The organism is Paenibacillus sp. SAF-068, assembly GCF_051967555.1.
In the GTDB taxonomy this organism is placed as follows: Bacteria; Bacillota; Bacilli; order Paenibacillales; family Paenibacillaceae; genus Paenibacillus.
In genome coordinates this window covers 427,509-450,357 of sequence record NZ_JBQCJX010000002.1, presented here as the reverse complement: position 1 = coordinate 450,357, position 22,849 = coordinate 427,509, and the positions used below count along the sequence as shown (strand labels likewise).

General features: G+C 47.4%; 24 protein-coding genes. 6 read left to right on the top strand and 18 right to left on the bottom strand.

Features of this window, described 5'->3' with window-relative positions; genetic code table 11:
- Positions 1–10 precede the first annotated feature (10 nt).
- The 16 genes from ACTHPG_RS15980 to spoVAC all read right to left on the bottom strand — a co-directional run bounded on the left by ACTHPG_RS15980 (position 11) and on the right by spoVAC (position 14,123).
- On the bottom strand, positions 11–967 hold the full coding sequence (locus ACTHPG_RS15980; RefSeq protein ID WP_440390567.1) for a phosphotransferase family protein: 957 nt from the start codon (positions 965–967) through the stop codon (positions 11–13).
- A 221-nt stretch (positions 968–1,188) separates the two neighbouring features.
- On the bottom strand, positions 1,189–1,959 hold the full coding sequence (locus ACTHPG_RS15975) for a class I SAM-dependent DNA methyltransferase (RefSeq protein WP_440390566.1): 771 nt from the start codon (positions 1,957–1,959) through the stop codon (positions 1,189–1,191).
- A gap of 132 nt (positions 1,960–2,091) precedes the next feature.
- Positions 2,092–2,997 (bottom strand): CvfB family protein, encoded by a 906-nt coding sequence (locus ACTHPG_RS15970; RefSeq protein ID WP_440390565.1) that lies wholly within the window; start codon positions 2,995–2,997, stop codon positions 2,092–2,094.
- Positions 2,994–3,341 (bottom strand): ribosome silencing factor, encoded by a 348-nt coding sequence (gene rsfS, locus ACTHPG_RS15965; protein ID WP_036615136.1) that lies wholly within the window; start codon positions 3,339–3,341, stop codon positions 2,994–2,996. The genes ACTHPG_RS15970 and rsfS overlap by 4 nt, the downstream gene beginning before the upstream one ends.
- Before the next feature lie 76 nt (positions 3,342–3,417).
- The gene (yqeK, locus tag ACTHPG_RS15960; RefSeq protein ID WP_440390564.1) at positions 3,418–3,984 is read right to left on the bottom strand and encodes a bis(5'-nucleosyl)-tetraphosphatase (symmetrical) YqeK; all 567 of its coding nucleotides are present in this window, start codon (positions 3,982–3,984) and stop codon (positions 3,418–3,420) included.
- Complete coding sequence (locus ACTHPG_RS15955; protein ID WP_074095918.1) at positions 3,968–4,558, bottom strand: nicotinate-nucleotide adenylyltransferase; 591 nt, start codon at positions 4,556–4,558, stop codon at positions 3,968–3,970. Before ACTHPG_RS15955 ends, yqeK begins: the two co-directional genes overlap by 17 nt.
- Positions 4,559–4,573: 15 nt before the next feature.
- A complete protein-coding gene (gene yhbY, locus ACTHPG_RS15950; RefSeq protein WP_278298836.1) occupies positions 4,574–4,867 on the bottom strand; it encodes a ribosome assembly RNA-binding protein YhbY in 294 nt (97 codons plus the stop codon).
- Between the two features lie 81 nt (positions 4,868–4,948).
- Positions 4,949–5,818: a shikimate dehydrogenase gene (aroE, locus tag ACTHPG_RS15945; RefSeq protein WP_440390563.1), complete on the bottom strand. Its 870-nt coding sequence runs from the start codon at positions 5,816–5,818 to the stop codon at positions 4,949–4,951.
- Positions 5,819–5,862: 44 nt separating this feature from the next.
- On the bottom strand, positions 5,863–6,990 hold the full coding sequence (gene yqeH / locus ACTHPG_RS15940; RefSeq protein WP_440390562.1) for a ribosome biogenesis GTPase YqeH: 1,128 nt from the start codon (positions 6,988–6,990) through the stop codon (positions 5,863–5,865).
- Positions 6,987–7,514 (bottom strand): YqeG family HAD IIIA-type phosphatase, encoded by a 528-nt coding sequence (locus ACTHPG_RS15935; protein ID WP_036615148.1) that lies wholly within the window; start codon positions 7,512–7,514, stop codon positions 6,987–6,989. The genes yqeH and ACTHPG_RS15935 overlap by 4 nt, the downstream gene beginning before the upstream one ends.
- A 110-nt stretch (positions 7,515–7,624) precedes the next feature.
- Complete coding sequence (locus ACTHPG_RS15930) at positions 7,625–9,838, bottom strand: DUF4129 domain-containing transglutaminase family protein (protein WP_440390561.1); 2,214 nt, start codon at positions 9,836–9,838, stop codon at positions 7,625–7,627.
- Positions 9,835–11,082, bottom strand: coding sequence for a DUF58 domain-containing protein (locus ACTHPG_RS15925; protein WP_440390560.1), 1,248 nt, complete (start codon positions 11,080–11,082; stop codon positions 9,835–9,837). Before ACTHPG_RS15925 ends, ACTHPG_RS15930 begins: the two co-directional genes overlap by 4 nt.
- Before the next feature lie 3 nt (positions 11,083–11,085).
- Complete coding sequence (locus tag ACTHPG_RS15920) at positions 11,086–12,042, bottom strand: AAA family ATPase (protein ID WP_440390559.1); 957 nt, start codon at positions 12,040–12,042, stop codon at positions 11,086–11,088.
- 208 nt (positions 12,043–12,250) lie between these two features.
- A complete protein-coding gene (gene spoVAE / locus ACTHPG_RS15915) occupies positions 12,251–12,601 on the bottom strand; it encodes a stage V sporulation protein AE (RefSeq protein ID WP_091028336.1) in 351 nt (116 codons plus the stop codon).
- A gap of 5 nt (positions 12,602–12,606) precedes the next feature.
- Positions 12,607–13,623 (bottom strand): stage V sporulation protein AD, encoded by a 1,017-nt coding sequence (gene spoVAD, locus ACTHPG_RS15910; RefSeq protein ID WP_440390558.1) that lies wholly within the window; start codon positions 13,621–13,623, stop codon positions 12,607–12,609.
- Complete coding sequence (spoVAC, locus tag ACTHPG_RS15905) at positions 13,620–14,123, bottom strand: stage V sporulation protein AC (RefSeq protein WP_036615164.1); 504 nt, start codon at positions 14,121–14,123, stop codon at positions 13,620–13,622. The genes spoVAD and spoVAC overlap by 4 nt, the downstream gene beginning before the upstream one ends.
- 645 nt (positions 14,124–14,768) lie before the next feature.
- Between spoVAC and ACTHPG_RS15900 the strand changes: the two genes are divergently transcribed.
- Both ACTHPG_RS15900 and ACTHPG_RS15895 read left to right on the top strand, forming a co-directional pair.
- The gene (locus tag ACTHPG_RS15900) at positions 14,769–15,842 is read left to right on the top strand and encodes a M42 family metallopeptidase (protein ID WP_440390557.1); all 1,074 of its coding nucleotides are present in this window, start codon (positions 14,769–14,771) and stop codon (positions 15,840–15,842) included.
- A gap of 166 nt (positions 15,843–16,008) precedes the next feature.
- Positions 16,009–16,329 (top strand): hypothetical protein, encoded by a 321-nt coding sequence (locus ACTHPG_RS15895; protein ID WP_440390556.1) that lies wholly within the window; start codon positions 16,009–16,011, stop codon positions 16,327–16,329.
- Between the two features lie 199 nt (positions 16,330–16,528).
- On the opposite strand, the gene ACTHPG_RS15890 is transcribed toward ACTHPG_RS15895, so the two are convergent.
- Positions 16,529–17,236, bottom strand: a complete 708-nt coding sequence (locus tag ACTHPG_RS15890) for a metal-dependent hydrolase (protein ID WP_440390555.1) — start codon at positions 17,234–17,236, stop codon at positions 16,529–16,531.
- Positions 17,237–17,511: 275 nt separating this feature from the next.
- Here ACTHPG_RS15890 and nirB point away from each other — a divergent pair, with 275 nt between their 5' ends.
- The 4 genes from nirB to ACTHPG_RS15870 all read left to right on the top strand — a co-directional run bounded on the left by nirB (position 17,512) and on the right by ACTHPG_RS15870 (position 22,039).
- Entirely contained in the window at positions 17,512–19,941 is a 2,430-nt protein-coding gene (gene nirB, locus ACTHPG_RS15885) for a nitrite reductase large subunit NirB (protein ID WP_440390554.1), read from the top strand.
- Positions 19,942–19,999: 58 nt separating this feature from the next.
- Positions 20,000–20,326 carry a nitrite reductase small subunit NirD gene (gene nirD, locus ACTHPG_RS15880; RefSeq protein ID WP_440390553.1) on the top strand — a complete coding sequence of 109 codons (327 nt, stop codon included), beginning with the start codon at positions 20,000–20,002 and terminating at the stop codon, positions 20,324–20,326.
- Positions 20,327–20,375: 49 nt separating this feature from the next.
- Complete coding sequence (locus tag ACTHPG_RS15875; RefSeq protein WP_440390552.1) at positions 20,376–21,158, top strand: formate/nitrite transporter family protein; 783 nt, start codon at positions 20,376–20,378, stop codon at positions 21,156–21,158.
- A gap of 251 nt (positions 21,159–21,409) precedes the next feature.
- On the top strand, positions 21,410–22,039 hold the full coding sequence (locus ACTHPG_RS15870) for a YfbR-like 5'-deoxynucleotidase (protein WP_047843818.1): 630 nt from the start codon (positions 21,410–21,412) through the stop codon (positions 22,037–22,039).
- Here ACTHPG_RS15870 and ACTHPG_RS15865 read toward each other — a convergent pair whose 3' ends face one another.
- Complete coding sequence (locus ACTHPG_RS15865) at positions 22,040–22,849, bottom strand: response regulator transcription factor (RefSeq protein ID WP_440390551.1); 810 nt, start codon at positions 22,847–22,849, stop codon at positions 22,040–22,042.

Genomic DNA, 22,849 nt, shown 5'->3' with positions numbered 1-22,849 from the left:
TGGTTGCTGTTCAGGATAACCGAAAACGCTCAATGCCCTCCTCCAGATTATGAATAGTCCAATTCACATGTTCCAGATTATCATATTGGCGATAAGCGCACTCAATACGCAATACCAGATCAAAGTACAAGTCATACAGACTTCTTCTTTTTAGCTCACTTGGGGTGGTAATCAAACTCCCGTAACCTTTCACAAACCCTGGTGTATAGTTAAAATGACTGAAATAATGCTCCATCAGAGGGTCTGCCCACAGTGAACGTTCAAAATCGATAATTGCTGTGATACGACCATCGTTCACTAGAACATTGCCATCCCACAGATCCCAACTGATAAGCGCAGGTTCCTTTACATCGTCCAGCACATCCGATTTTTCTTCAATCAAGCGTCTCAATTCTGGGTAATCCATCGAAAATGTAATACCGGCTTCTTCCCCATCGGCAAGAACGTCATCCATTAGGTTCATAAATGCTTCTTTCCATGTGGAATATCGCTGTTTTTGCTCCGAGAAATATCCAAACTTCTCGCCCTTGATTTCATTAATTCGACGATTGTAACGCCCCAGTTGTTGTTCAATGGCCTCCTGCTCTTCCGCAGAATACTGATCCTTGATCTGATTGTAGGGTGTTCCAGACATGTACTCCATGATGAAATAACGCGCTGAAGCCATGGTTAACGAGTCATCATAAGCCAATACATGGGGTACAGGGACATCCTGTAACTTGCTGATGAGACGCATTGCCTCAACTTCGGCGATCATCAGATCCTGCTCGCAGCGCATCAGATTGGTGGAAGCCGCAGGGGCAATTTTGAGTACCACTCGCTGTGCGTCACTCAATGTAATGAGATATGCATGATTGGCCCAGCCATCCACCATTTCCTTGTAGTCCTGTATACTTGCAGATAGATGCTGCTCGATTATGGCATTCAGTTGTTCTGACGTAAGCCTTGTTTTATATGTACTTTCCACTTCTACACCTCATCTCGACTATTGATCTCTCAGAAAACGCTTTCTACCCGACTATTATCGCCTCCTTTACTTTAACTGGCAATACTTTTTGTCACGCTCATAAGTTTCTTCTAACATTTCTTTCCCCGATTACGGAAACACGTCACTCACTTGATATGGAGAATAAAACCAAAAAACTGCCCTTATGTACCAAACATAAGGACAGTTCTCGAGATTTGTTCTTATTTCACAGCAACGTAGAACAAGCGTTGTGCGCTGTCTCCGGCCTCTTTCCATTCAAAATCCGCATATACCTTCACATCTCTAAAACCTGCCTTGGATAACTCCAGCTTCATCCAGTCCGGATTATATGCACGCTGGACATGAACTTCTTCAAACCGCTGGTATATATCCTTGCTACCATCTTCCACACGCGAAAAAATACTGAGATGATGTTCAATCTCACAACGATCCTGGTCCAGATCACAAGTCCAAATATAAGATACAGAGCGCTCATCCAGGACAAAAGGCTGCTCCTCATCATAACGAATAAGGGTATTGGGATGATGCACATCAAACAAAAACGTTCCATCCGGCTTCAACATCTCATATGTCCGCTGGAATGTTCGAACAACATCTTCTTGTTCAAGCAGATAATTCACGCAATCACAGAAAGATATCACTGAATCCACAGGTTCCGGAACTCGCCAGTCACGCATATCTTGCTGCACCCAACGTACGCTGCCTTCCCGATACAATCGGTGGCCCTGAGGCGTTGCCTCCATCTTGCTGCGTGCAACCGACAACATATCTGCTGACAGGTCAATACCTGTAACTTCGAAACCGGAGTTCACGAGCGGGATCGTAATGGAGCCCGTTCCACAGCCAAGTTCAGCGACACTTTTGGGCATTCCATGCTTTTCCCACGCTGTTCTTGCAAACCTTATCCAGTCCGGATAAGGCATATCTTCCATTAATTCATCATAGACATAGGCAAATTTCCGGTAAGACATGTCAGGCACCGCACTTTCAATTTCATTTTCCAATCCTGATCTAACAAAAGTAAAGACAGGGGCATCCGGTGTTTACCCAGCCTATCCCTGCCTTCTCCGAGTTTCATATTATGAAATATTCAATCAAAAGAATTATTTGTTTTCACTTTGATCTGCAGGAGCAGATTCGGACAGATACGTCCAGTTTTCCTTTTGAACCACCAGTCCGTCTTTCATCAATTTGCCCAGGGCACGCTTGAACGCAGACTTACTGATGCCAAAGCGCTGCTTGATGATATCCGGCGGAGTTGCATCTGAATAAGGCATGCCGCCCATAGGACGTTCTTTCATAAAGGCGAGCAGCTTGTCTGCATCTTCGTTACGTCCAACTTGTTTAAGTTGAGTCATGGCCAGATTCACACGTCCATCTTCACGTACCAGTGTCACCCGACATTTCACTTTTTCACCAAGGCGCAGCATATGACTACGTTCAGATGAATGAATCATGCCAATCGCGCCAAAGCCCAGTACACCGCCCTCTACAAGTACAAAAGTACCCATCTGCAATGGCTTGTATACCGTCGCTTCAACCCACTCGTTTAACCATGAAGTTGGCGCATGGAAAGACAATGGCGCAAGTTCACGTTCCCCCGCCAATTTGGCACGCAGACGTCCCTGCTTGTCATGTTCCATAATTACAAAGACTTCATCCCCCACTTGAGGACGCAGTTCTTCCAGTTCAGGCAGTTCACGAATAGGTAGCAGCAATTGCCGTCCAAGTCCCATTTCCAGGAAACAGCCCAGTCGTGTGTGAACATCAGCCACAACCAGTCGTGCCATTTCGCCAAGCATGAGATAAGGTTTCTTCATCGTTACGGCCAGACGATCTTCTGTATCAAAGAATACAAATACCTCAAGCGTCTCGCCAATCTTAATATCCCGAGTTAACTCGGTGTAGTGAAGCAGTACATCTTCCGATCCTGTCGTCAAAAAGAAACCAAACGGAGACACTTCACGTGACACCGGCAAAGAGACGACTGTTCCAGCAATCAAACTCATACCGTTTCCACCACTTTGGCATCAGACCATAGACGTTCAATGTTGTAGTATTCCCGCTCGTCGCGGTGGAAGATATGAACAACAACATCACCCATGTCCATCAGTACCCAACGCGCGGAATCCATACCTTCGATACCTTTGATCGTCGCTCCGGCTGCATGAGCCTGTTTGCGAATTTCAGTGGCAATGGCCTGTACCTGTGTATCGGAATTCCCGTGACAGATAACAAAATAGTCCGCCACCAAGGAAACATTAATCAGATCCAAAGCTACAATATTGGATGCCTTTTTGTCGTCAGCGGCAGCAACCGCCATATTCATAAGTTCTTTCGATGATACTGTCATGAACCAACCTCCATAATCTGTAATTGTGTGTTCAAAAAGATCCTTCGTAATCAAAAGTGGACTTTTTGAACAACCTCTATAGTTGAGTAATCAAGTCATTGCGTGACAACACGGTCAAAGGATAAATAACACGGCGCTGCGAGATCAGCAAGCTGATCGTCGAATCGAATCCGGCAATCAACCCTTCCTCCAGACTGTGTTCAGCCTGTTCGCGAATGTAATCCACTCCCGGGAAATCTCGTCCCGGTTCAATATAATCGGCAAGACATACCACTTTGTCCAGCAGGCTCATGCCTACCCGACCTGAAGTATGCCACCGGATGGCATGAATAATTTCGGAATCCTGTACACCGTAATCGCGCTCGGCTACAAAAGCACCGACTTCCGAATGCCAGAGCTGTTTGTCATGCTGCAGCAGTTCCTGGTTTAATCCGTTATCGCGGATGACCGTCTTCATCTCTGCTACCGGCCAGTATTTTGCCACATCATGCAATATCGCGGCCAAATCCGCTTTTACAGGGTCAGCACCGTATTTTTCAGCCAACCTCACTGCCGATTCCATCACGCCCAGTGTATGCTTCCAGCGTTTTTCCGGCATTTGTCCGGATACGGCCTGAATCAGTTCATCACGGCTTAGTGCCATATAAACCGCTCCTTACAATGTATTGGTGCACCTCATCAGGAATCATGAAGCGTACCGAATGTCCTTTGGCAAGTCGTCTGCGAACGGCTGTCGATGAAATATCCACCAAGGGCATCTCGGCCAGCAGGACCCGATCCTGTAACTCGTCTGGAAGATCATCCAGATGTAACTGGAAGCCTGGCCGACCAACCCCGATAAAGGTTAGACGTTCAGCAAGTTCTTCAATCTGCTCCCATTTGGGAAGATAGTTCACCATGTCCGCTCCAATAATGAAATAAAATTCATGTTCCGGATGGCGACGCCACAGTTCCTTCATCGTATCGATTGTATAAGATACTCCGCCCAGTTCCATCTCGATACCCAGCACCTCATATTGCTGCACACCCTTCACAGCCGCTTCCGTCATATCGAGACGTTGCTGTCCCGAAGCTCCGGCTCCCCGTTTGTGAGGTGGAACATGGGAAGGCATGAACCAGATCTCATCCAGTGCATGCGAATCCCTTGCCGCTTCAGCTGCCAGGAGGTGTCCCATGTGGATCGGATCAAACGTACCACCCATGATGCCGATCTTCACCCGCGTCACGCTCCCTTATCTAGGTAGTTCGATTTGTTTGTTATCGCGCGATTCTTTGTACAGGATGATTGTGTTACCGATGAGTTGTACAAGCTCACTTCCCGTTTCACGGGCAACTTCTTCTGCCATCTCTTTTCTGTCATCATCATTGTTGTTGAGCACTTGCACTTTCATCAATTCGCGCTTCTCAATCGCATCTTCGATGTGACGGAACAGGTGCTCATTCGTTCCACCTTTACCAATCTGAAATACAGGGGTCAGGTGATGTGCCTGTGACCGCAAAAAGCGCTTTTGTTTACCGTTTAACATGAATACTCCATACTCCTTATGTTGAGCAGGCCCTAATCGACAGCACAAAAACTGTCCGGACCTGACCATTCAATTATATTTTCACACTTCAAAACTGTTTAAAACCGCTCGTCTCATCGTCTCTACAGGAGCCGGAATGCTGAGCCAATGTTCAAAGGCCACTGCGCCCTGGTACACAAACATCCCCAGACCACCGTGCACCGTACATCCGCGCATCCGTGACTCCCGAAGCAGACGAGTCTCCAGCGGATTGTAGATCAGATCACTTACCGCTGCTCCTTCACGAATCAATGAAGGGTCAACCGGTACGTCATCAACATGTGGATGCATTCCGGCAGACGTTGTATTAATAACGATATCCGCCGTAGCCAATACCGTTGCAACATCCTCCATGCCGCTGCCCGAGATTTCTCCCAGACCATGGCCCCGTAAATCCGAAGCAAGTGCAATGGCCCTGTCCGCTGTCCGGTTCAGAATGTGGATCCGCTCAGGCTTCTCCAGTGCAAGTGCGTATATGACACCTCTCGCTGCTCCACCTGCTCCCAGTACAGCAATGTGTTTACCCGCAAGCTCAGGCACTGCCTCTTCCTTCAGGGATCGGACATAGCCAATCCCATCCGTATTGTACCCTGTCAGTGTTCCACCTTCATTGACGATGGTATTCACCGCACCAATCAGGCGAGCACTTTCATCGAGCACATCCAGATACTGCATGACCTGCTCTTTGTGCGGGATGGTGACATTGACACCACGATAGCCAAGTGCCACAATTCCCCGAACTGCCGCTTCCAGTTGATCCGGATGAACATGCAGTGGCATATACATTCCATTCACTCCTGCAGCAAGCAGAGCCGCATTGTGCATTGCCGGAGACTTGGAGTGGGCAATAGGATCACCCATGACACCAAGCAACACGGGAAGTGAAGAGTTGAACTTTTTCTGCTCAGACATAGGTCCGCCTCCGATCCATCTGATGTACAGGTTCTGAGAATTGATTAGATCAACGATGGACGGATCTGTACACGAATGCCTTTTGGAGCATGAACAGCAACCAGTGCTCCAATATCACCATTGACCTTAATCCAGCCCAAACCGGAGATGAATACATCCGATTGACTGCCGCGTTTGATGCGGAATTCATGTCTGGTCCATTCAGCCATCTCTGCTGCATTCTCACGTGTTGGCGGAGATAACAATTCTCCCAGGTGATCGCGGTACAGATCATCTGCACGCTCCAGCTTCGTCCGGTGAATATCAAGCGCCGTGCTGATGAAACAAGTGAACGACTGGCGATCACCTTCCACAAAGTCGAATCGAGCCATGCCGCCGAAGAACAGCGTCTGACCGGAATTCAACTGATACACAGCCGGTTTAAGCGGCTTTTCCGGCATGATGGCGGCGAGATCCTTACGTGAAACAATCTCGCTGAAACGCCATGGATATACGATTCCGGGCGTATCAATAATATATTTCCCATCATCCAGCGGAATGTTCACCATATCCAGCGTTGTGCCAGGATAACGGGATGTAGTCAGTTCCTGCTCCAGATCGCTGTAATCACGGATCAGACGGTTAATCAATGTGGATTTGCCTACATTGGTACCGCCAACCACATACACGTCACGATCTTCGCGATACGTTCCCACAAGCTCAAGCAATCGGTCGAAGCCCTGATTCTGCTTCGCACTGCACAAGACCACATCCACGGTGCGCAAACCTTGTTCTTTGGCTTGCTTTTGCACCCAGTTGCGAACCTTGTTCCAGTTGGTTACTTTGGGAAGCAAGTCCGTTTTGTTCACAGCAAGCAATACCGGATTGTTGCCTACAAAACGTTGCAGACCGGAGATGATACTGCCATCAAAGTCAAACAAATCAACGATATGGATGACAAGTGCATCCTTATCCCCGATTTTGCTAAGCAGAGCCAGGAATTCGTCCTGATCCACCGTAACGGATGATGACTCATTGTAGTTTTTGATACGGAAACAGCGCTGGCATATAACCGGTTCACGATCCAATGCCTTCTCGGGGATAAACCCTGGTAATTCCGAATTTTCTGTTTGCAGATGCACGCCGCATCCGCTGCACCTTACGGCAAGATTGCCGTTATGCGTTTCTGTCATTTCTTCTTTTCCTCCTCAAGCCATAAGCCTTTCCTGCGTAAACTCGTTAGAGCAATCCGTTCCACGCGCCGATTGAAGCGAGTCATAAAGCCTTCGTCCCCAATGGAGATTGGCAGTACCAGAACGGTATATAACCCCATTCTGTTCCCTCCATAGACGTCCGTAAGCATCTGATCGCCTACTACAATCGTGTTTTCAGGAGATAACTCCATCATTTTCATTGCTCTACGAAACGGTACATTCGATGGTTTGCGTGCACTATGCACAAACTGGATATCCAGCGGGGTCGCAAACAGGGATACACGATTCAAATTGTTATTGGACACAATCATCAGCTTGAAACCCGCCTCTTTCACACGCGCAAACCATTCAATCAGTTCGGGCGTAGCGTCAGGGGCTTTGGCTCCAACGAGTGTGTTATCCAGATCAGTTATAATTCCACGGTAGCCTTGAGCGTACAGCTCTTCCAAATTAATGTCAAAAACCGTGTCTACACGCAGCTTGGGCATTAACATTTTAAACAAAGAAGTCACCTCAGTTTCATACGACACACTATATCACAAATCCGTCTTTCCTGAAAATGCATACAGCGCCTGATGGCATAGGAAAAAAGGAAAAACGGGACGGGCAACAACTATGCCCGTTCCGCTTTCAGTTCCTTCCGCAGCTTCAAGGCAGTCTGATATACGGCCTTCCAGTCGTCGGCTTTTACAGACGCAGGACTGTAGCGAGTCTGTTCAAACTTCGTGAGAAGCTCATGCAATGTAGCTTCTGCAGCAGGTTTTGCCTGGCTCCAGCGAGCTACAGATTCACGAAGTGTCTCATCTCCGCTCCGGGTCAATCCTTTGCGTTTCACATAATGAATCCAACGCTCGGTCTCCGCCACTACCTTCTGTTCAGGGGTGAGCGGTCCACCTGTCCGCAGACGAAGCAGGAAGAATCGCATGGAGAAACGATTACGCCAGAACATGTATGCTACCCACAATACAATGATGGCTCCTGCAGCCCAGATGACAAAAGTCGGGATGGCAGACGAAGTCTGCTCAGGTGCAGGGGTCTGCTCTTCCTCTTGTACCGGCTCCTCTTCTGGCTGTTCTTCAGGCTCATCTACAGGTTGTACATCAGGCTGTTCCGTAAGCAGCGGCATATCAAAGCCCGGTGTTGCTTCTACAGGAATCCAGCCATATTCACCGAAGTAGACCTCAGCCCAGGAATGTGCATCTGCATTGGTAACGGTGTAGGTCGTCTCAATCTCCGCGCCAGGTTGACGCGGAGCCTGCATGTCCGAATTCAGGGACAGTTGTCCAGGCGCATACCCTTTAACCCACCTAGCAGGAATGCCTTCCGAACGCGCCATCATCACCAGCGCAGTAGAGAAGTAGTCACAGTAGCCTTCCATAATATCAAACAGGAAGCCTTCCACAAAGTCACTGCTTACTTTTCGAGATAAATCCGGATTGTTCGTGTATTCAAAATTAGTTTGTAAATAGTTTTGCAGTAATGCCACTTTTTCATACGGCGTATTCGCAGATGCCGTTATCTCGGCTGCCAGATTCGAGACCCGGTCAGGGAAACGGGATGGTAACTGCAAGTACATATCATCTGCAGGATTACTGTTGTACAGATCTTCAAAAGACTTTGTACGAAGCTCATCTTCTACAATTACAGGGGCTTCCGATACGATCGTGTACGTCTTGGGATACTGCGGCTGCTGACGGTCTGTCACCACATGCAGTTCAGCCTGTTCGGCATTCCACAGCATACGTTCCGTTCTGTCCTCCCCGTTAATCGAGCTCACTTCCGAGATCGAATAGGCACCAAAGAGAATCGGATAGACATTGTCATTCAGCATCGTTACGTTCTGGATCACTTGCTTGGTATTCACGTTTCCGGATTCATCGTTCTCCAGAGGCTGTCCGGCTTCAACATTCTCTGTCGCACCCCGTCCACGGTCATCCCAGCCCGTGCCTGTATACTCTGCACGTGTCTCACCGCGCCAGTAACTGCGTTCATTGGTCGTGACAGACATGACAGGGGTATAGTCGAAGTTGAATCCTCCACCAAGCTGATTGTCTTCCCTGCTGTATCCCGATTCAGTAGCTGCCGGAATATCAAGGTTTCCGTTACCAGCCTGACTTGTGGAAGTTCCGGTGTAGTTACGCCAAGCGGTATAAGGGTCCGTCAAGGTGGGTGGAATCTCCGGCATATTGACGCTGGCTACAATAATCAAAGAAAAAATAATGGCAATATTGGCCAGAACTTTAAAAGGATAACGGATGATTCGTTTCCAACCTTGCGGATACTGTAACTGATAATTACGGAAATGCTGGCATACGAGCCATCCCATCCCCGCAAACATGACCCAGGCGATTTCAATCCAGAGTGGAATCTGGGTGAAAGAATCGAGAATCCCCATCGAAATGATGTTGACACCCAGAAAAACAAGAATGCGACGTGTTGTGGTCACAAGTCGAAGCGCGGCTTCAAGCATCACCCATGCACACAGGGAGAACCAGATGTACGGCGTCATATGCAATATGAATTGCTCCGCTCGATCTGTTAAAGAGCCATAAGGGATGTACACTGTATAATCAATCAGGGTTTTATGCAAAATGTAACCTACAACGACCGCCTTGATCATTGCGCGATACATCGTTTTGAATGGCAGAATGACCTCCAGCACACTGACTGCTGCTAATGTCCATAACACCAGAGAAGTCGTCTCCGTATACCACGATTCCTGCGTAAATGAAATCCATTGCATTCCAATAAGGAAAATCCAGAGCAAAGACGCTGCATGATACCAGGATCGTTTGCCTGTAACACTTTCAATTCCTTTTGTGCTCATACAGAACCTCCCCCCATCACCGTTGGAAGCTCCTGCAAGTGAGAAACCGTGAATGACCTTGTGCCTCTTCCACGCAACATGGCATTCCACTCCGCACTCCGGCGGGATTCACTGGTATCGATCAGTATATGACATGGAGTCATGCCCCGCGTATCAGCCCAGCGCAACAGTTCCAATATTTTTTCATCCTTCTGGGGAGAAATCACAACAAAGTAAGCTCCCTGAGGCAACTGACGTGCGATTCTTTCCACACCAGGCAACAGATGAGTATCCTGACCGTTGTATTGAACATCGACCAGATGATGCATCATCTTCTGTCGTTCCAGTTGACTTTCACTGGGGGCCATGAAGGATGTCTCGTCTGACAATGTCAACAATCCCATCCCCATTCGTTCCCTGGCACCATACTCCAGCAAAGAGGCAGCCGTGGACACGGCGATTTCAAAGGCATCCCCATGTTCATAACTTGATGCCAGCGCATCCAGAACCAGAATGGTTTTGGGCACAGACTCATGTTCAAACTCCTTGGACTTCCAGTTCCCTGTCTTTGCCGTTGCATTCCAGTGAATGCGGGAAAGTCGATCTCCGTATACGTAGTCACGCACACCATTAATCTGAGTGGTCTCTCTCCGTGAACGGGTTAAAGCCGTCTGAGGACCGGATAACCGTGATTTGCGGTCGTAGAGCTGCCAATATGGAATAAATACCGTTCTTGGCAGTACGCGAAACTCACCTTTGGCCTTAAACTTCCCTCGATGTTCAATCAGTCCAAATATGTCCTCGCTGGCACATTCCGTTTCTGAAAAAACATACTTTCCCCGCTCAAGTGGCGGTGTCTGGAAAGACAACTCGCCATTACCTCGCATATTGGGAATCAAGCTTTCCTTGAACGACCAGGATTCCCCGTTATGCCGATGCAGCATTTCACGTACAACCACATAGGGAAGCGGAAGGAATCCCGGAATAGTCAGACTCAGCTGTACTTGAACCTGATCACCCGCATGCAGCAATTCTTCGTGGTCCGGGCCAGAAGATAACTTGCGCACGCCTTGAGCACGTCTTACTCCGCTAAATCCAGCAATGGCAAGATACACACAGAGCAGGGTCACCATCGACAGCAGCATAAGGGATGTCTTCCCGCCCTGAAACAAAACATAAGCCAGACAGCACATCCACACCATTGCGATGCTCCATACGCGTGGGTGGCGCAGTCCTCTATTGACAGTTCTCAAAAGCGGCTTCATGAACTATTGCCCCATGGAGACGGGCACACGTACTTGCTGAAGTACGGCATTCAAAACGGCCTCGGAACTCATGCTGTCCAGTCTCGATTCGGGACGAAGCACAATACGATGAGAGATCACATAAGGGGCCATCGTTTTCACATCATCCGGCAGCACATAATCACGTTCCTGCAAGAAAGCAAAGGCCTTTACGGCCATCATGAACGATATCGCTGCCCGTGGGCTGGCACCCAGCAGTACAGATGGGTGGGAGCGGGTTTGACGTACAACATCAAGCAAATAATCCATAACCGGATCACCGATAAACACTTCTTTAATCTCCTGCTGAATTGCCGAGATCTGGTCCATATGAGTCACGGATTCAAGGCGATCTACAGGCTGACCCAGCTGATGCTGTTTCAACAGGATTTTCTCAATTTCCTTATCGGGATAACCGAGACTGATTTTCAACATAAACCGGTCGAGCTGCGCTTCCGGCAATGTATACGTACCTTCAAAATCAATCGGATTCTGAGTTGCACAGAGCATGAACGGATGTGGCAGATCATACGTATCCCCATCAACGGTTACGCTGCGCTCCTCCATAACTTCGAGCAGAGCCGATTGGGTTTTCGTTGTGGCACGGTTAATCTCATCAGCTAGCAAAATGTTGGTCATAACAGGACCTGGCCGGAAATAAAAACGCTCATCTTTTGGATGGAACACAGATACGCCCGTAATATCACTAGGTAAAATATCAGGATTACATTGAATGCGTCGGTATTCACCGCGCATGGATTTCGAAAGTGCCTTAATCAACTGTGTTTTTCCAGTTCCTGGTACGTCTTCAATCAGAACGTGCCCGCCTGCAAGCAAAGCTGTAAGTAAAAGTTGAATTTCAAAGGATTTCCCCATAATGCAGGATTCCAGATTCGTACGAACTGCGGATATGATTTGGATCGACTCTTTGCGCACAGGCATGTGGTCTAACCTCCTAAAAAAGCATACAGATTTCCTTTTATTGTACATGATCCGCGGGCGTGAGTACACTCGAAGGAACTCACAATTTGTTTCCAGCCCGTCAGATTCACCGCAGTTCTCGCATGAATACGACAAAAAAGGCCCGGATAAATGTTATCCGGAGCCTTTGCTGAATCCACGATTTTCAAATTAAATCTTCCATATCATGTTAACCTTTTGGCCGTACTACCAGTGCCGCAAGAAAAGAAAAGATGATCGCTGATGATATTCCCGCCGCTGTCAGATCAAAGATCCCGGTAATAACTCCAATCCATCCCTCTTTCTCAAGTTCAGTCAATGCCCCATGTACCAGAGAGTTACCGAAGCTTGTGATGGGTACAGAAGCACCCGCTCCTGCAAACTTGACCAACGGATCATACAGGCCGAGTGCATCAGCAACCGCTCCTGCCACAACTAATGTGCTCATGGTATGAGCCGGTGTCAGTTTGACACCATCCATTAGAAGCTGTCCTACGACACAGATCAAACCGCCAACGATAAATGCCCACAAGAACTGCATTCCATTTATCCCTCCTTTTCTATGGCTACTGCATGAGCAATACAGGGAATACTTTCACCCTGCTGGTACGAAATCGGAGACAACAGCGCCCCGGTAGCAACAATGAGTACACGCTTAAGATCGCCCTTCTGCATTCGATTCAAAATGTGACCATAGGTTACTGTGGCAGAGCACCCGCACCCACTTCCCCCGGCAACAACATAAGGCTGTTTCTCCCGATCATAGATCATCAGTCCGCAGTCATTGAAAACGGTCTGTTCCATCGGAATGCTTTCTTTTTGCAAAAGCTCTTTGGTAATCGGCAGACCGACGGATGCCAGATCCCCAGTTACAATGAGATCATAATATCCTGGTTCCAATCCCGTATCCCGGAAATGAGAGATGATGGTGTCGGCTGCTGCCGGAGCCATCGCTGAACCCATATTAAAGGGATCTTTGATACCCAAATCCATGATTCGTCCAATGGTGGCTGCGGTAACTACAGGACCATCACCAGTACGAGAGACCACGCCACACCCTGCACCTGTTACGGTATATTGCGCATAAGGCGGCTTCTGGGAGCCGTATTCGGTCGGATAACGAAACTGTTTCTCAACCGTGCAATTGTGGCTGACCGTTCCTGCAAGGACATAATCGCCAGCTCCGGAATCAACAATCATGGAAGCTAACGCTAATGTTTCCATGGAAGTAGAACAGGCTCCAAAGACACCCAAGTAAGGCACACCCAATTTCCGTGCTGAAAAGGAACTGCTGATAATCTGGTTCATCAGATCTCCACCAACAAAAAAGTGAAGTTCTTCCTTGGTGATATTGGCATTAACCAAAGCTAGTTGGGAGGCCTGTTCGAGCAGCTTGCGTTCTCCCTTTTCCCACGTCTTCTCACCGATCTCGAGGTTGTCATAGACGTAATCAAAATCTGAAGACAAGGGGCCCTTGCCTTCATCGGGTCCTACAACTGCTGCTTTACCGATAATTCGCGGACGATTCTCAAACTGCCACGTTTGGCGACCCAATCGCTTCATAGGTGCCCACCTCCAAATCCCAAAAAGGCGTAAACGATCCCTACGACAAATGCTGCCACAACACCGAACACGATAACGGAACCAGCAAGTTTAAACATGTTCGCCCCTACACCGAGCACCAGGCCTTCCGCACGATGTTCCAATGCAGCAGAACACATGGAGTTGGCGAATCCGGTAACCGGCACAGCCGTTCCCGCTCCTGCCCATTGAGCCATTTTATCGTAAACGCCGAGACAGGTTAGAATAACCGATATAAGAATCATGACCGCCACCGTAGGACTGGAAGCCTCCTTGGATGTCATGTCAAAACCGGCCATAAAAGCCTCTTGAATGGCCTGTCCAATTAAACAGACGGTGCCCCCAACCAGAAATGCCTTGAGGCAATTTTTCAGAATTGGACGAGGCGGCTCATGTTTTTTTGCAACTTTTTTGTACTCCTTTTCATCCATGGACAGAGACGACGATTTTTTTTCGCTTCCGGATGCAGATTGAGCTGGCAAGATACAAGACCTCCTCTATGTGAAAATGGTTCAAAGCTACGGCTCTATGCCAATGTGTGTAATCCTATATTCATTGTTTGTTAATCATGGGAAGGTTATGTATCCGGCGACAAACAGCATATGTTTCCAATCAGATCATGAAACGGAAACGGGAATGGGATACGCCGGATCTGAAGCAATTTTGCTACGTTCTATAAATAAAGAAGAACAATCACGAGCAAGATAAAAAGAACGATAAACAGTACCTTTTCCGTGCCCTCTTCTGGAGGCTTCATTTGATATTTAGCTCCTTCCTGTGTGAAGACAAGGAAATAAAGAGTATATAAAACTTCACAAAATGATGACATCCCCTCTATATATTCATATTCATTGAAGTGGCATCAGGACTGCGGCTGCAGCGGATATAGTCACGAAACATGCGTATGTCAAAGGCCCAAAACATGCCTTAAATACGTGACATAAACATGGACAATCACTTGCGCAAGGTTCATACTGTAATGTGACCAGTGGTTAAATAACAAGTCCTCAGCATTTTAAAGTGAGTATTCAAAAAGTGGACTTTTTGAACTACATCTTAAGGGACAACAGGCGGGTAGCCGTTCTACTGTGACCTGAAATACATACCGACAGAGGAGTTGTTGACACATGAATGAAAAAACGATGGAAATGTTTCGTACGTTGACGGAGTTTCCCTCCGCATCCGGTTTTGAACGTGAGCTTCGCGGCTGGATGAAAGAGCAACTGTCCGCTTATACCGATGAGTTCGTCCAGGATCGCCTGGGGAGTCTATTTGGTGTATTACGCGGGGAGGAATCCGGTCCTAAAGTTATGGTAGCCGGACACTTTGACGAAGTGGGTTTCATGACCACGGGCATCACCGAAACAGGTATGATCAAATTCCGTCCACTGGGTGGATGGTGGAGTCAGGCTGTACTTTCTCAACGACTGGAAATTATCACACCGGATCGTCGGATTACCGGAGTTGTAGGTTCTACACCTACACACTTGCTGGACGAGTCCCAACGGAACAAACCTGTTGATCTGAACACCATGTATCTCGATATTGGAGCGGACAATCGGGCAGAAGCAGAATCCTGGGGCATTCATCCGGGCATGCAAATCGTGCCGATCTGTGAATTCACACCCATGGCCAATCCGAAGAAAATTATGGCTAAAGCTTGGGATAATCGTTATGGCGTAGGACTTGCGCTTGAACTGGTTGAAGCGCTGCATAAGGAAAAACTGCCTAACACACTTTATGCTGGTGCAACAGTTCAGGAAGAACTGGGGCTTCGCGGTGCACGTACAGCAGCCAATCTGATCCAGCCGGATATCTTCTTCGCGCTTGACTGTAGTGCGGCGAATGATATGACAGGTGACAAACAGTCATTTGGACATATCGGAGAAGGGGCATTGCTTCGTATTTTTGACCCGGGTATGTTCACTCATCGCGGAATGGTGGAATATGTTCAAGATACGGCTTCATCCAATCAGATCAAAATGCAGTATTTCATCTCACCAGGGGGTACTGATGCAGGTCAAGTTCACTTAAGTGGTATCGGTGTACCTTCAACCGTGATTGGGATCTGTGCCCGTTATATCCACACCTCTTCTTCCATCATTCATACGGATGACTACGATGCGGCCAAAGAACTGATTGTAAAGCTTGTGAAGGGTCTGGATCGGACAACGATGAATACCATCATTAATAATGCATAACAATTAAATTGATATTATTTTTAATTGGACAAGAGACCCCCTCACGATATCAGGGGGTCTCTTTTTTATATCCTCTTATAGATTAATAGGCCGAACATTATAGGAAATTACACATAAGATACAATAACGGTAGATGATTCAAACACCAAGCAGCGGGGGACCTGTTATGGCAGTGAGAAGGAATAGAAAATCGAATAAAGGTTCCAAAAAATCAAATGCCGCAAACACCCTTCTCAATGGCAACCTTAAAGGAAAAAATCTGGAACTTATTGTTGCAGCATTACTGGTAAGTGGGAAGTTAAGAGTGGATGCGGTCACGTTGTTTCGAGAAGCTACACTGGTCGTTGAACTGGTCGGGCAATATAAAACGTTACAGAATATTACACCGTCTAATCAAGACAAACTGGTGCAATTCCTGGATGAGATTGGTGGGGACATGACTTTGAATGATGTTATACGGGCTTTCCAACAGAGAATCAATTCTTAACGCCAAGAAATGAGGTTGAAGTGATGTCTGACTTTGACGGAAGTGGGTTCGCTGAGCTATTGATCATTGTCATTCTTATTGTTTTATTTGTATTCGGTTCTTCGGATATCGACAGCCTTACCGATTCGCCTTCTCAATCCTGAATTGGCATACCTGTAAACGCCAGTCCATAGTCTATTGGACTGGCGTTTTGGGATGTCTACAGAAATAACGGAGAGAATGCAATCCAGGCCAAAATAAGGGTAAGCACAATGCAGACATTCTCCACAACGGCCCCACGCTTGGTTCCTGTACTCATCAGATTCACCCGTATGCGCCACTTTAGCGGTGGTAACGGACGAATCCCCCGATTGGTTAGCGAATCGGCCAACAGGTGCATGGCATACGCCGTACCTCCCGCCACCCAAATTTCCGGTCCCTGCTGATGGGTCGTACTGTAGAGTAAACCAGCCCATATCGCCGTTCCATATAGGGTATGCGTTAATCCCCTATGAGTAAGCGTGGTACACAGCATAAGCAGGCTGCCTGCAATCAGATTCCACGGGGCAAATGCGTGACCGTAGAACACCAGGCCGAGTCCAATGGCGAACATCAACACTTTGCGAAGAGAACGCGAAGGCAGGAATGACACAAGCGCAATGAGAATCGCGAGCAACAGGTTCCATGGTTTGGCATGAACATAAAAGTACACAAATACAGCTGTTGGCAAAAGAACGGTCTGTAACAGCCTGATGAGACTGTTAGGCAAAGCTCTCGATACCAGCAGCGAATTCGGCTCATCGATGTCAGGCAATAACGAACCAATCAGGGCAACCGTAACTGCCGGTGCAGTCACCGGCATACCAGCCAACTGAAGTACAGATAGCGATACGCCTGTCCCGATCATAAGGTGGGATCTTCCCATCATGATGCAAAAACGTCCTTTCGAAGAAATAGGGAACATACATAGCCCACTTTTGATAGTACAACGAAACCAAAACAAGAACAATAGTTCGTATTTCTTATTTATATAAAATAAATATTATTTTCTGTGATGGGGCTCACACTATTAAATTTATGACTCTTCTATCTTTATTAGTGAATTAAATCACATAAATTATCGTTAACACCTTGTATAATTTCAAATATAAACCACTAAAATTGCAGGTAATGTACAGCGTCTATCCAAGGAGGCATACACACATGAACGGAAAAAAAGAGAAACTCGTTATTATTGGTAACGGTATGGCAGGAATCAGTACGGTTGAACAAATTTTAAAATTAACTTCGCGATTTGATATTACGGTTTTTGGCACAGAGCCCTATCCTAACTACAACCGCATTATGTTGTCCTATGTACTGGAAGGCAGCAAAACACTGGATGACATCGTACTGAATGATCTCCACTGGTATCAGGATTATGGTATTACACTGCACACAGGCACAACAGTTACACGAATCGATGCCGAGACGCAGGAAGTTGTAACGGAGGATGGAACTCGCTTCCCTTATGACAAAATCATTATAGCAACCGGCTCCAACTCCTTCATTCTTCCGGTACCGGGACATGACAAGCAAGGCGTAGTCGGTTTCCGTGATATCGCCGATTGTAACGTCATGCTTGACGCTGCCAAACAGTACAAAAGAGCGGCCGTTATCGGGGGCGGACTGCTGGGTCTTGAAGCTGCCAAAGGTCTGGTACAACTTGGCATGGAAGTTACCGTGGTACATCTGATGGAAGATCTGATGGAACGTCAGCTTGATCCGCAAGCTTCAGCCATGTTAAAGGCAGAATTGGAGCGTCAGGGTATCCGTTTCAAAATGGGTGCACAGACTTCCGAACTGCTGGGCGGAGAACGAGTTGAAGGTATTCGTTTTGCCGATGATTCCGTTCTGAATGTTGACTTTGTGGTCATGGCTGTAGGAATCAAACCTAATACTGCTGTAGCCCGTGAAAGCGGTATGGAAGTAAATCGGGGTATTGTTGTGGATGACTACATGCAAACTTCACTTGAGAATGTATATTCGGTCGGTGAATGTACAGAGCATCGCGGCGTATGTTACGGCCTCGTTGCCCCATTGTTCGAGCAAGGCATGATTCTGGCCAAACATATCTGCGGTGTTGAGACGGCTCCTTATGAAGGTTCTGTTGTATCCACGAAATTGAAAATTTCGGGTGTTGATGTCTTCTCAACCGGTGAATTCATTGACAGTCCGGAGCACACCGTTATCTCACATAAAGATGACTGGAAACGGACCTACAAAAAAATTCTGCTTCGCGATAATAAAATGGTCGGCGCGGTTCTCTTCGGTGACATTACGGATTCTGCCGAATTGCAAAAATTAATTAAACAACAGACCGAAATGACTGAAGAACTGTATGGTTCACTGATGGGTACAGGTTGCGGCGGTCATAAGAAAACAACCTCTGTTGAGACGATGCCGGAAGACGAAATCGTCTGCGGATGTAACGGGGTCACTAAAGGGACTATCGTTGATGTCATTACCAACCAGGGCCTGACTACTGTAGATGAAATCAAAGCCTGTACCGGTGCAACCCGCTCTTGCGGTGGATGTAAACCGGTTGTGGAACAGATTCTGCAATATGTGCTGGGAGACGGTTTCAGCAGTGGAGCCAAACAGGGAATATGCGGATGTACTTCTATGGGGCGAGATGAAATCGTAGCCGAGATCCGACAAAAAGGACTGCAAACGACCAAAGAGGTCATGAATGTATTGGGTTGGAGCCAACCTGAGGGTTGTTCCAAATGTCGCCCGGCAATCAACTATTATCTTGGCATGATTGCACCGGACACGCATGAAGATGAGAAAGAATCCCGTTTTGTTAATGAACGCATGAACGCGAATATTCAAAAGGATGGAACATATACGGTTGTACCTCGGATGTATGGCGGGGTGACTACACCAGCAGACCTCAAACGCATCGCTGACGTTTCGGTCAAATACGATGTGAAAGCTGTCAAGGTTACCGGCGGTCAGCGTCTCGACTTGATTGGTGTCAAAAAAGAAGATCTGACTAAAGTATGGGCGGAACTGGATATGCCATCAGGTTACGCATACGCCAAATCGCTGCGTACGGTTAAAACATGTGTCGGCTCCCAGTTCTGCCGGTTCGGTACACAGGATTCCATGGCAATGGGTGCTCGCATTGAACGTAAATTCGAACGTCTGGATCTGCCAGCCAAGTTCAAATACGCTGTAAACGGCTGTCCACGGAACTGTGCAGAGGCCTGTACCAAAGATATCGGTATCGTTGGTAACGACGGCGGCTGGGAAATCTTTATCGGTGGTAATGGCGGTATTAAAGCAAGACTGGCTGATTCCCTGTGCAAAGTGAAAACGGACGAAGAACTGATCGAACTGTGCGGAGCCATCATGCAATATTACCGCGAGACAGGTAACTATCTGGAACGGACTTCCGAATGGGTAGAACGCATGGGCCTGGAGCATATTCGCTCGGTTGTTGTCGATAATCTCGAAGAACGTAAAGCATTGATGGAGCGGATTGAATTCGCACTTGAACATGTCGAAGAACCTTGGCAAAAAGCGATTCGCAATGAGGAAGGCCAAAGCAAAATGTTTCACGGCATCGAAGTGTCGGCTCGTCCATAAGCAAGCCCGCATGATCAACACTGGCGGAACGTTAAATAGATAAAAGGAGTGGTTTAAGATGACGACAAAACAATCAGGCACCTACTTTCCTGCCGGAGGAGTTGAAGAATTCCTGCCACGAATCGGAAGAGTAGTTGAGATTCAGAATCACCAGCTTGCAGTCTTTCTTGCATCGGATGGTACCATCTTCGCTGCGGATAATCACAACCCCCACCCCAAGGGTGGGCCGCTTGCAGAAGGCATCGTGTCCGGTCATTATCTGTACGATCCACTGTATGATTGGAAAATTGACCTGACGACCGGTCTTGTGCAAGCACCGGACAATGGTCAGGTACAGATGTATCCAGTCAAGGTAGAGAACGGCCAGGTCTGGATTGCTGTATAGCTCCATTGAAATATTCAAAGATTGATGCAAAATAATGGGGGAAACCGTGATGTATACACCAAGTGTTGAGGGAATTATTGAAGCTGCGGTTAAAAAACGGGATCAGATGAATTCAAATCTTTCACGCTACATGGTTGCTGCCTTAATGGCGGGTGCCTATGTAGGACTTGGCATCGTGCTGATCTTCAGTATCGGTGCCCCGCTTCTTGCGGCACAGTCACCACTGCAAACCATGTTGATGGGCATGTCCTTCGGACTCGCGCTCACGTTAGTCATTTTTGCCGGATCAGAACTGTTCACAGGTAACAACATGTTTTTCACCATGAGCACGCTTGCAGGCCGGACCACAGTTAAAGATACACTGAAAAATTGGGGACTCGTCTTCATCGGCAACTTGCTAGGTGCGATCCTGCTCTGTCTGCTTATTGTAGGCAGCGGCCTGTTCAAAACGGCTGCGCCTGAACATCTGTTATTCGTCGCTTCTGCCAAAAAGATGGCCGCTCCCGTATCGGAGTTATTCTTCCGCGGCATTCTCTGTAACTGGCTCGTCTGTTTGGCGATCTGGATGGCTGCTCGCACAAAAGAGGATATCGCCAAAATTGCGCTCATCTGGTGGTGTCTTTACGCCTTTATTGCAAGTGGGTATGAGCACAGTGTGGCCAATATGACTTTGCTGTCCCTATCCTGGCTGTTGCCAAACCACCCGGATACCATTACACTGGCAGGCTGGTTCCACAACATGATTCCGGTAACGCTTGGTAATATCATCGGCGGCGCCCTCTTTGTCGGCATGGCATACTGGTATACTTCACCGGTACGTAAAAAATCATAATTCCTGGCTCAACTGCACTTATGTAGCGCTAGGTAATCCAACTTCTACACACGAAAGTCACGATGGATGCTGAACTCACGATCAGTCACACATCGTGGCTTTTATGATTTCTCCATAAGCTGCGTACTTTCTCCTGTGTCTTCTCATTTTACCTTGGTCGCGATCCGTGTTAATCCACAGTTGACATCACTGGTGTATTGTCGATGGATACACAGACTTTATACTCAATCAAGCAAAGGATGATCGCTTATATGGGAATTCATACGTACTTCAGGTCTCTGAATGATCTTGAACGTATCATTCGTACACCTGGCAAATTCAAATTCGAGGAACACAGCGTATCTGCTCATTCCTGGAAAGTGGTACAGTACGCCAAAACACTCGCAGATATTGAGGAGCAGCATGGCGTCACCATTGATTGGAAGAAGTTATACGAGATTACGAGCAGTCATGATTATGGCGAAATCTTCATCGGTGATATCAAAACACCAGTCAAACATTATTCACTGGAGCTGCGATCGATGCTGCAAAAGGTGGAAGAAGGCATGGTTGAACATTTTATTAATGAAAATATTCCTGAAGAATTCCAGCCTATTTTCCGCAGACAGCTGCGTGAGGGCAAAGACCAATCGGTCGAAGGACTGATTCTCGAAGTCGCAGACAAGATGGATCAGGTATATGAAGCCTTTGCCGAACTCCAACGTGGCAATACGGAGAAAGAATTTATCGTCATGTACCGTTATGCCTTGGTCAAAATCAAAAATATCAACCTCCACTGTGTGCAGTATTTTCTGGAACAGATTCTCCCCGACATGATTGAAGAAGGTATTCGCTCCCCGTTTGATATCCGCAAAATAACCGAAGAAGCTCTGGCCCAGTGATCAGCTCAAGTCAACATGGTTCTCATCATCCATGGACAGGGCTTTTTTTCGTTCCTGCAATTGCAGTCGGTACTCACTGGGGTACATGCCTGTTTTGTTTTTGAAAATCCGGCTGAAATAGTGGGAATCACTATACCCGACCGCTCCACCAATGGTCTTGATATCCATATTCTCGTGAGTAACGAGCATGCGCTTCGCTTCATTCATTCGCAGACCTGTCATATATTTCAGCGGAGTCTCCCCCGTTACTTTCTTAAAACACTTTCCTAGATAGTCCACACTAAAATGCATCTGTCCAGCCATGTCCTGGAGTGTAATCTCATGCATGTAATTCTGCTTCAAATACAGCTTAACGGCTTCTGCGATATCCTCTGGCTTCACCTGCTCATCCAGCACGGCACTCACATGGGCAAGCGAATCCACAGCGCTCCCTAGCTTCAATTCCATCGCATCCAGCAGCGTGCGAAGCTGCTCTTCCGATAATGGTTTGAGCAAATAATCCTCCACCTTGTAACTGATTGCCTGCCGTGCATATTCAAATTCATGATAACCACTTAGAATGACAATTTTCACGTGCGGATAGGCAAAATACAGATGTTTGGCGAGTTCCAGTCCATTCATTACCGGCATCTGTATATCCGTTACAACCAGATCAGGCACGGCATGTTCGATGAGCTGTAACGCTTCCTGACCGTTCCGCGCTTCACCAATCACCTCGAACCGGGTACCGAGCTCTCTGAACTTGCGGGAGACATTCCGGCGAATTAGGGCCTCATCTTCCACAATAATCGTTCTATATTTGATTGTCAT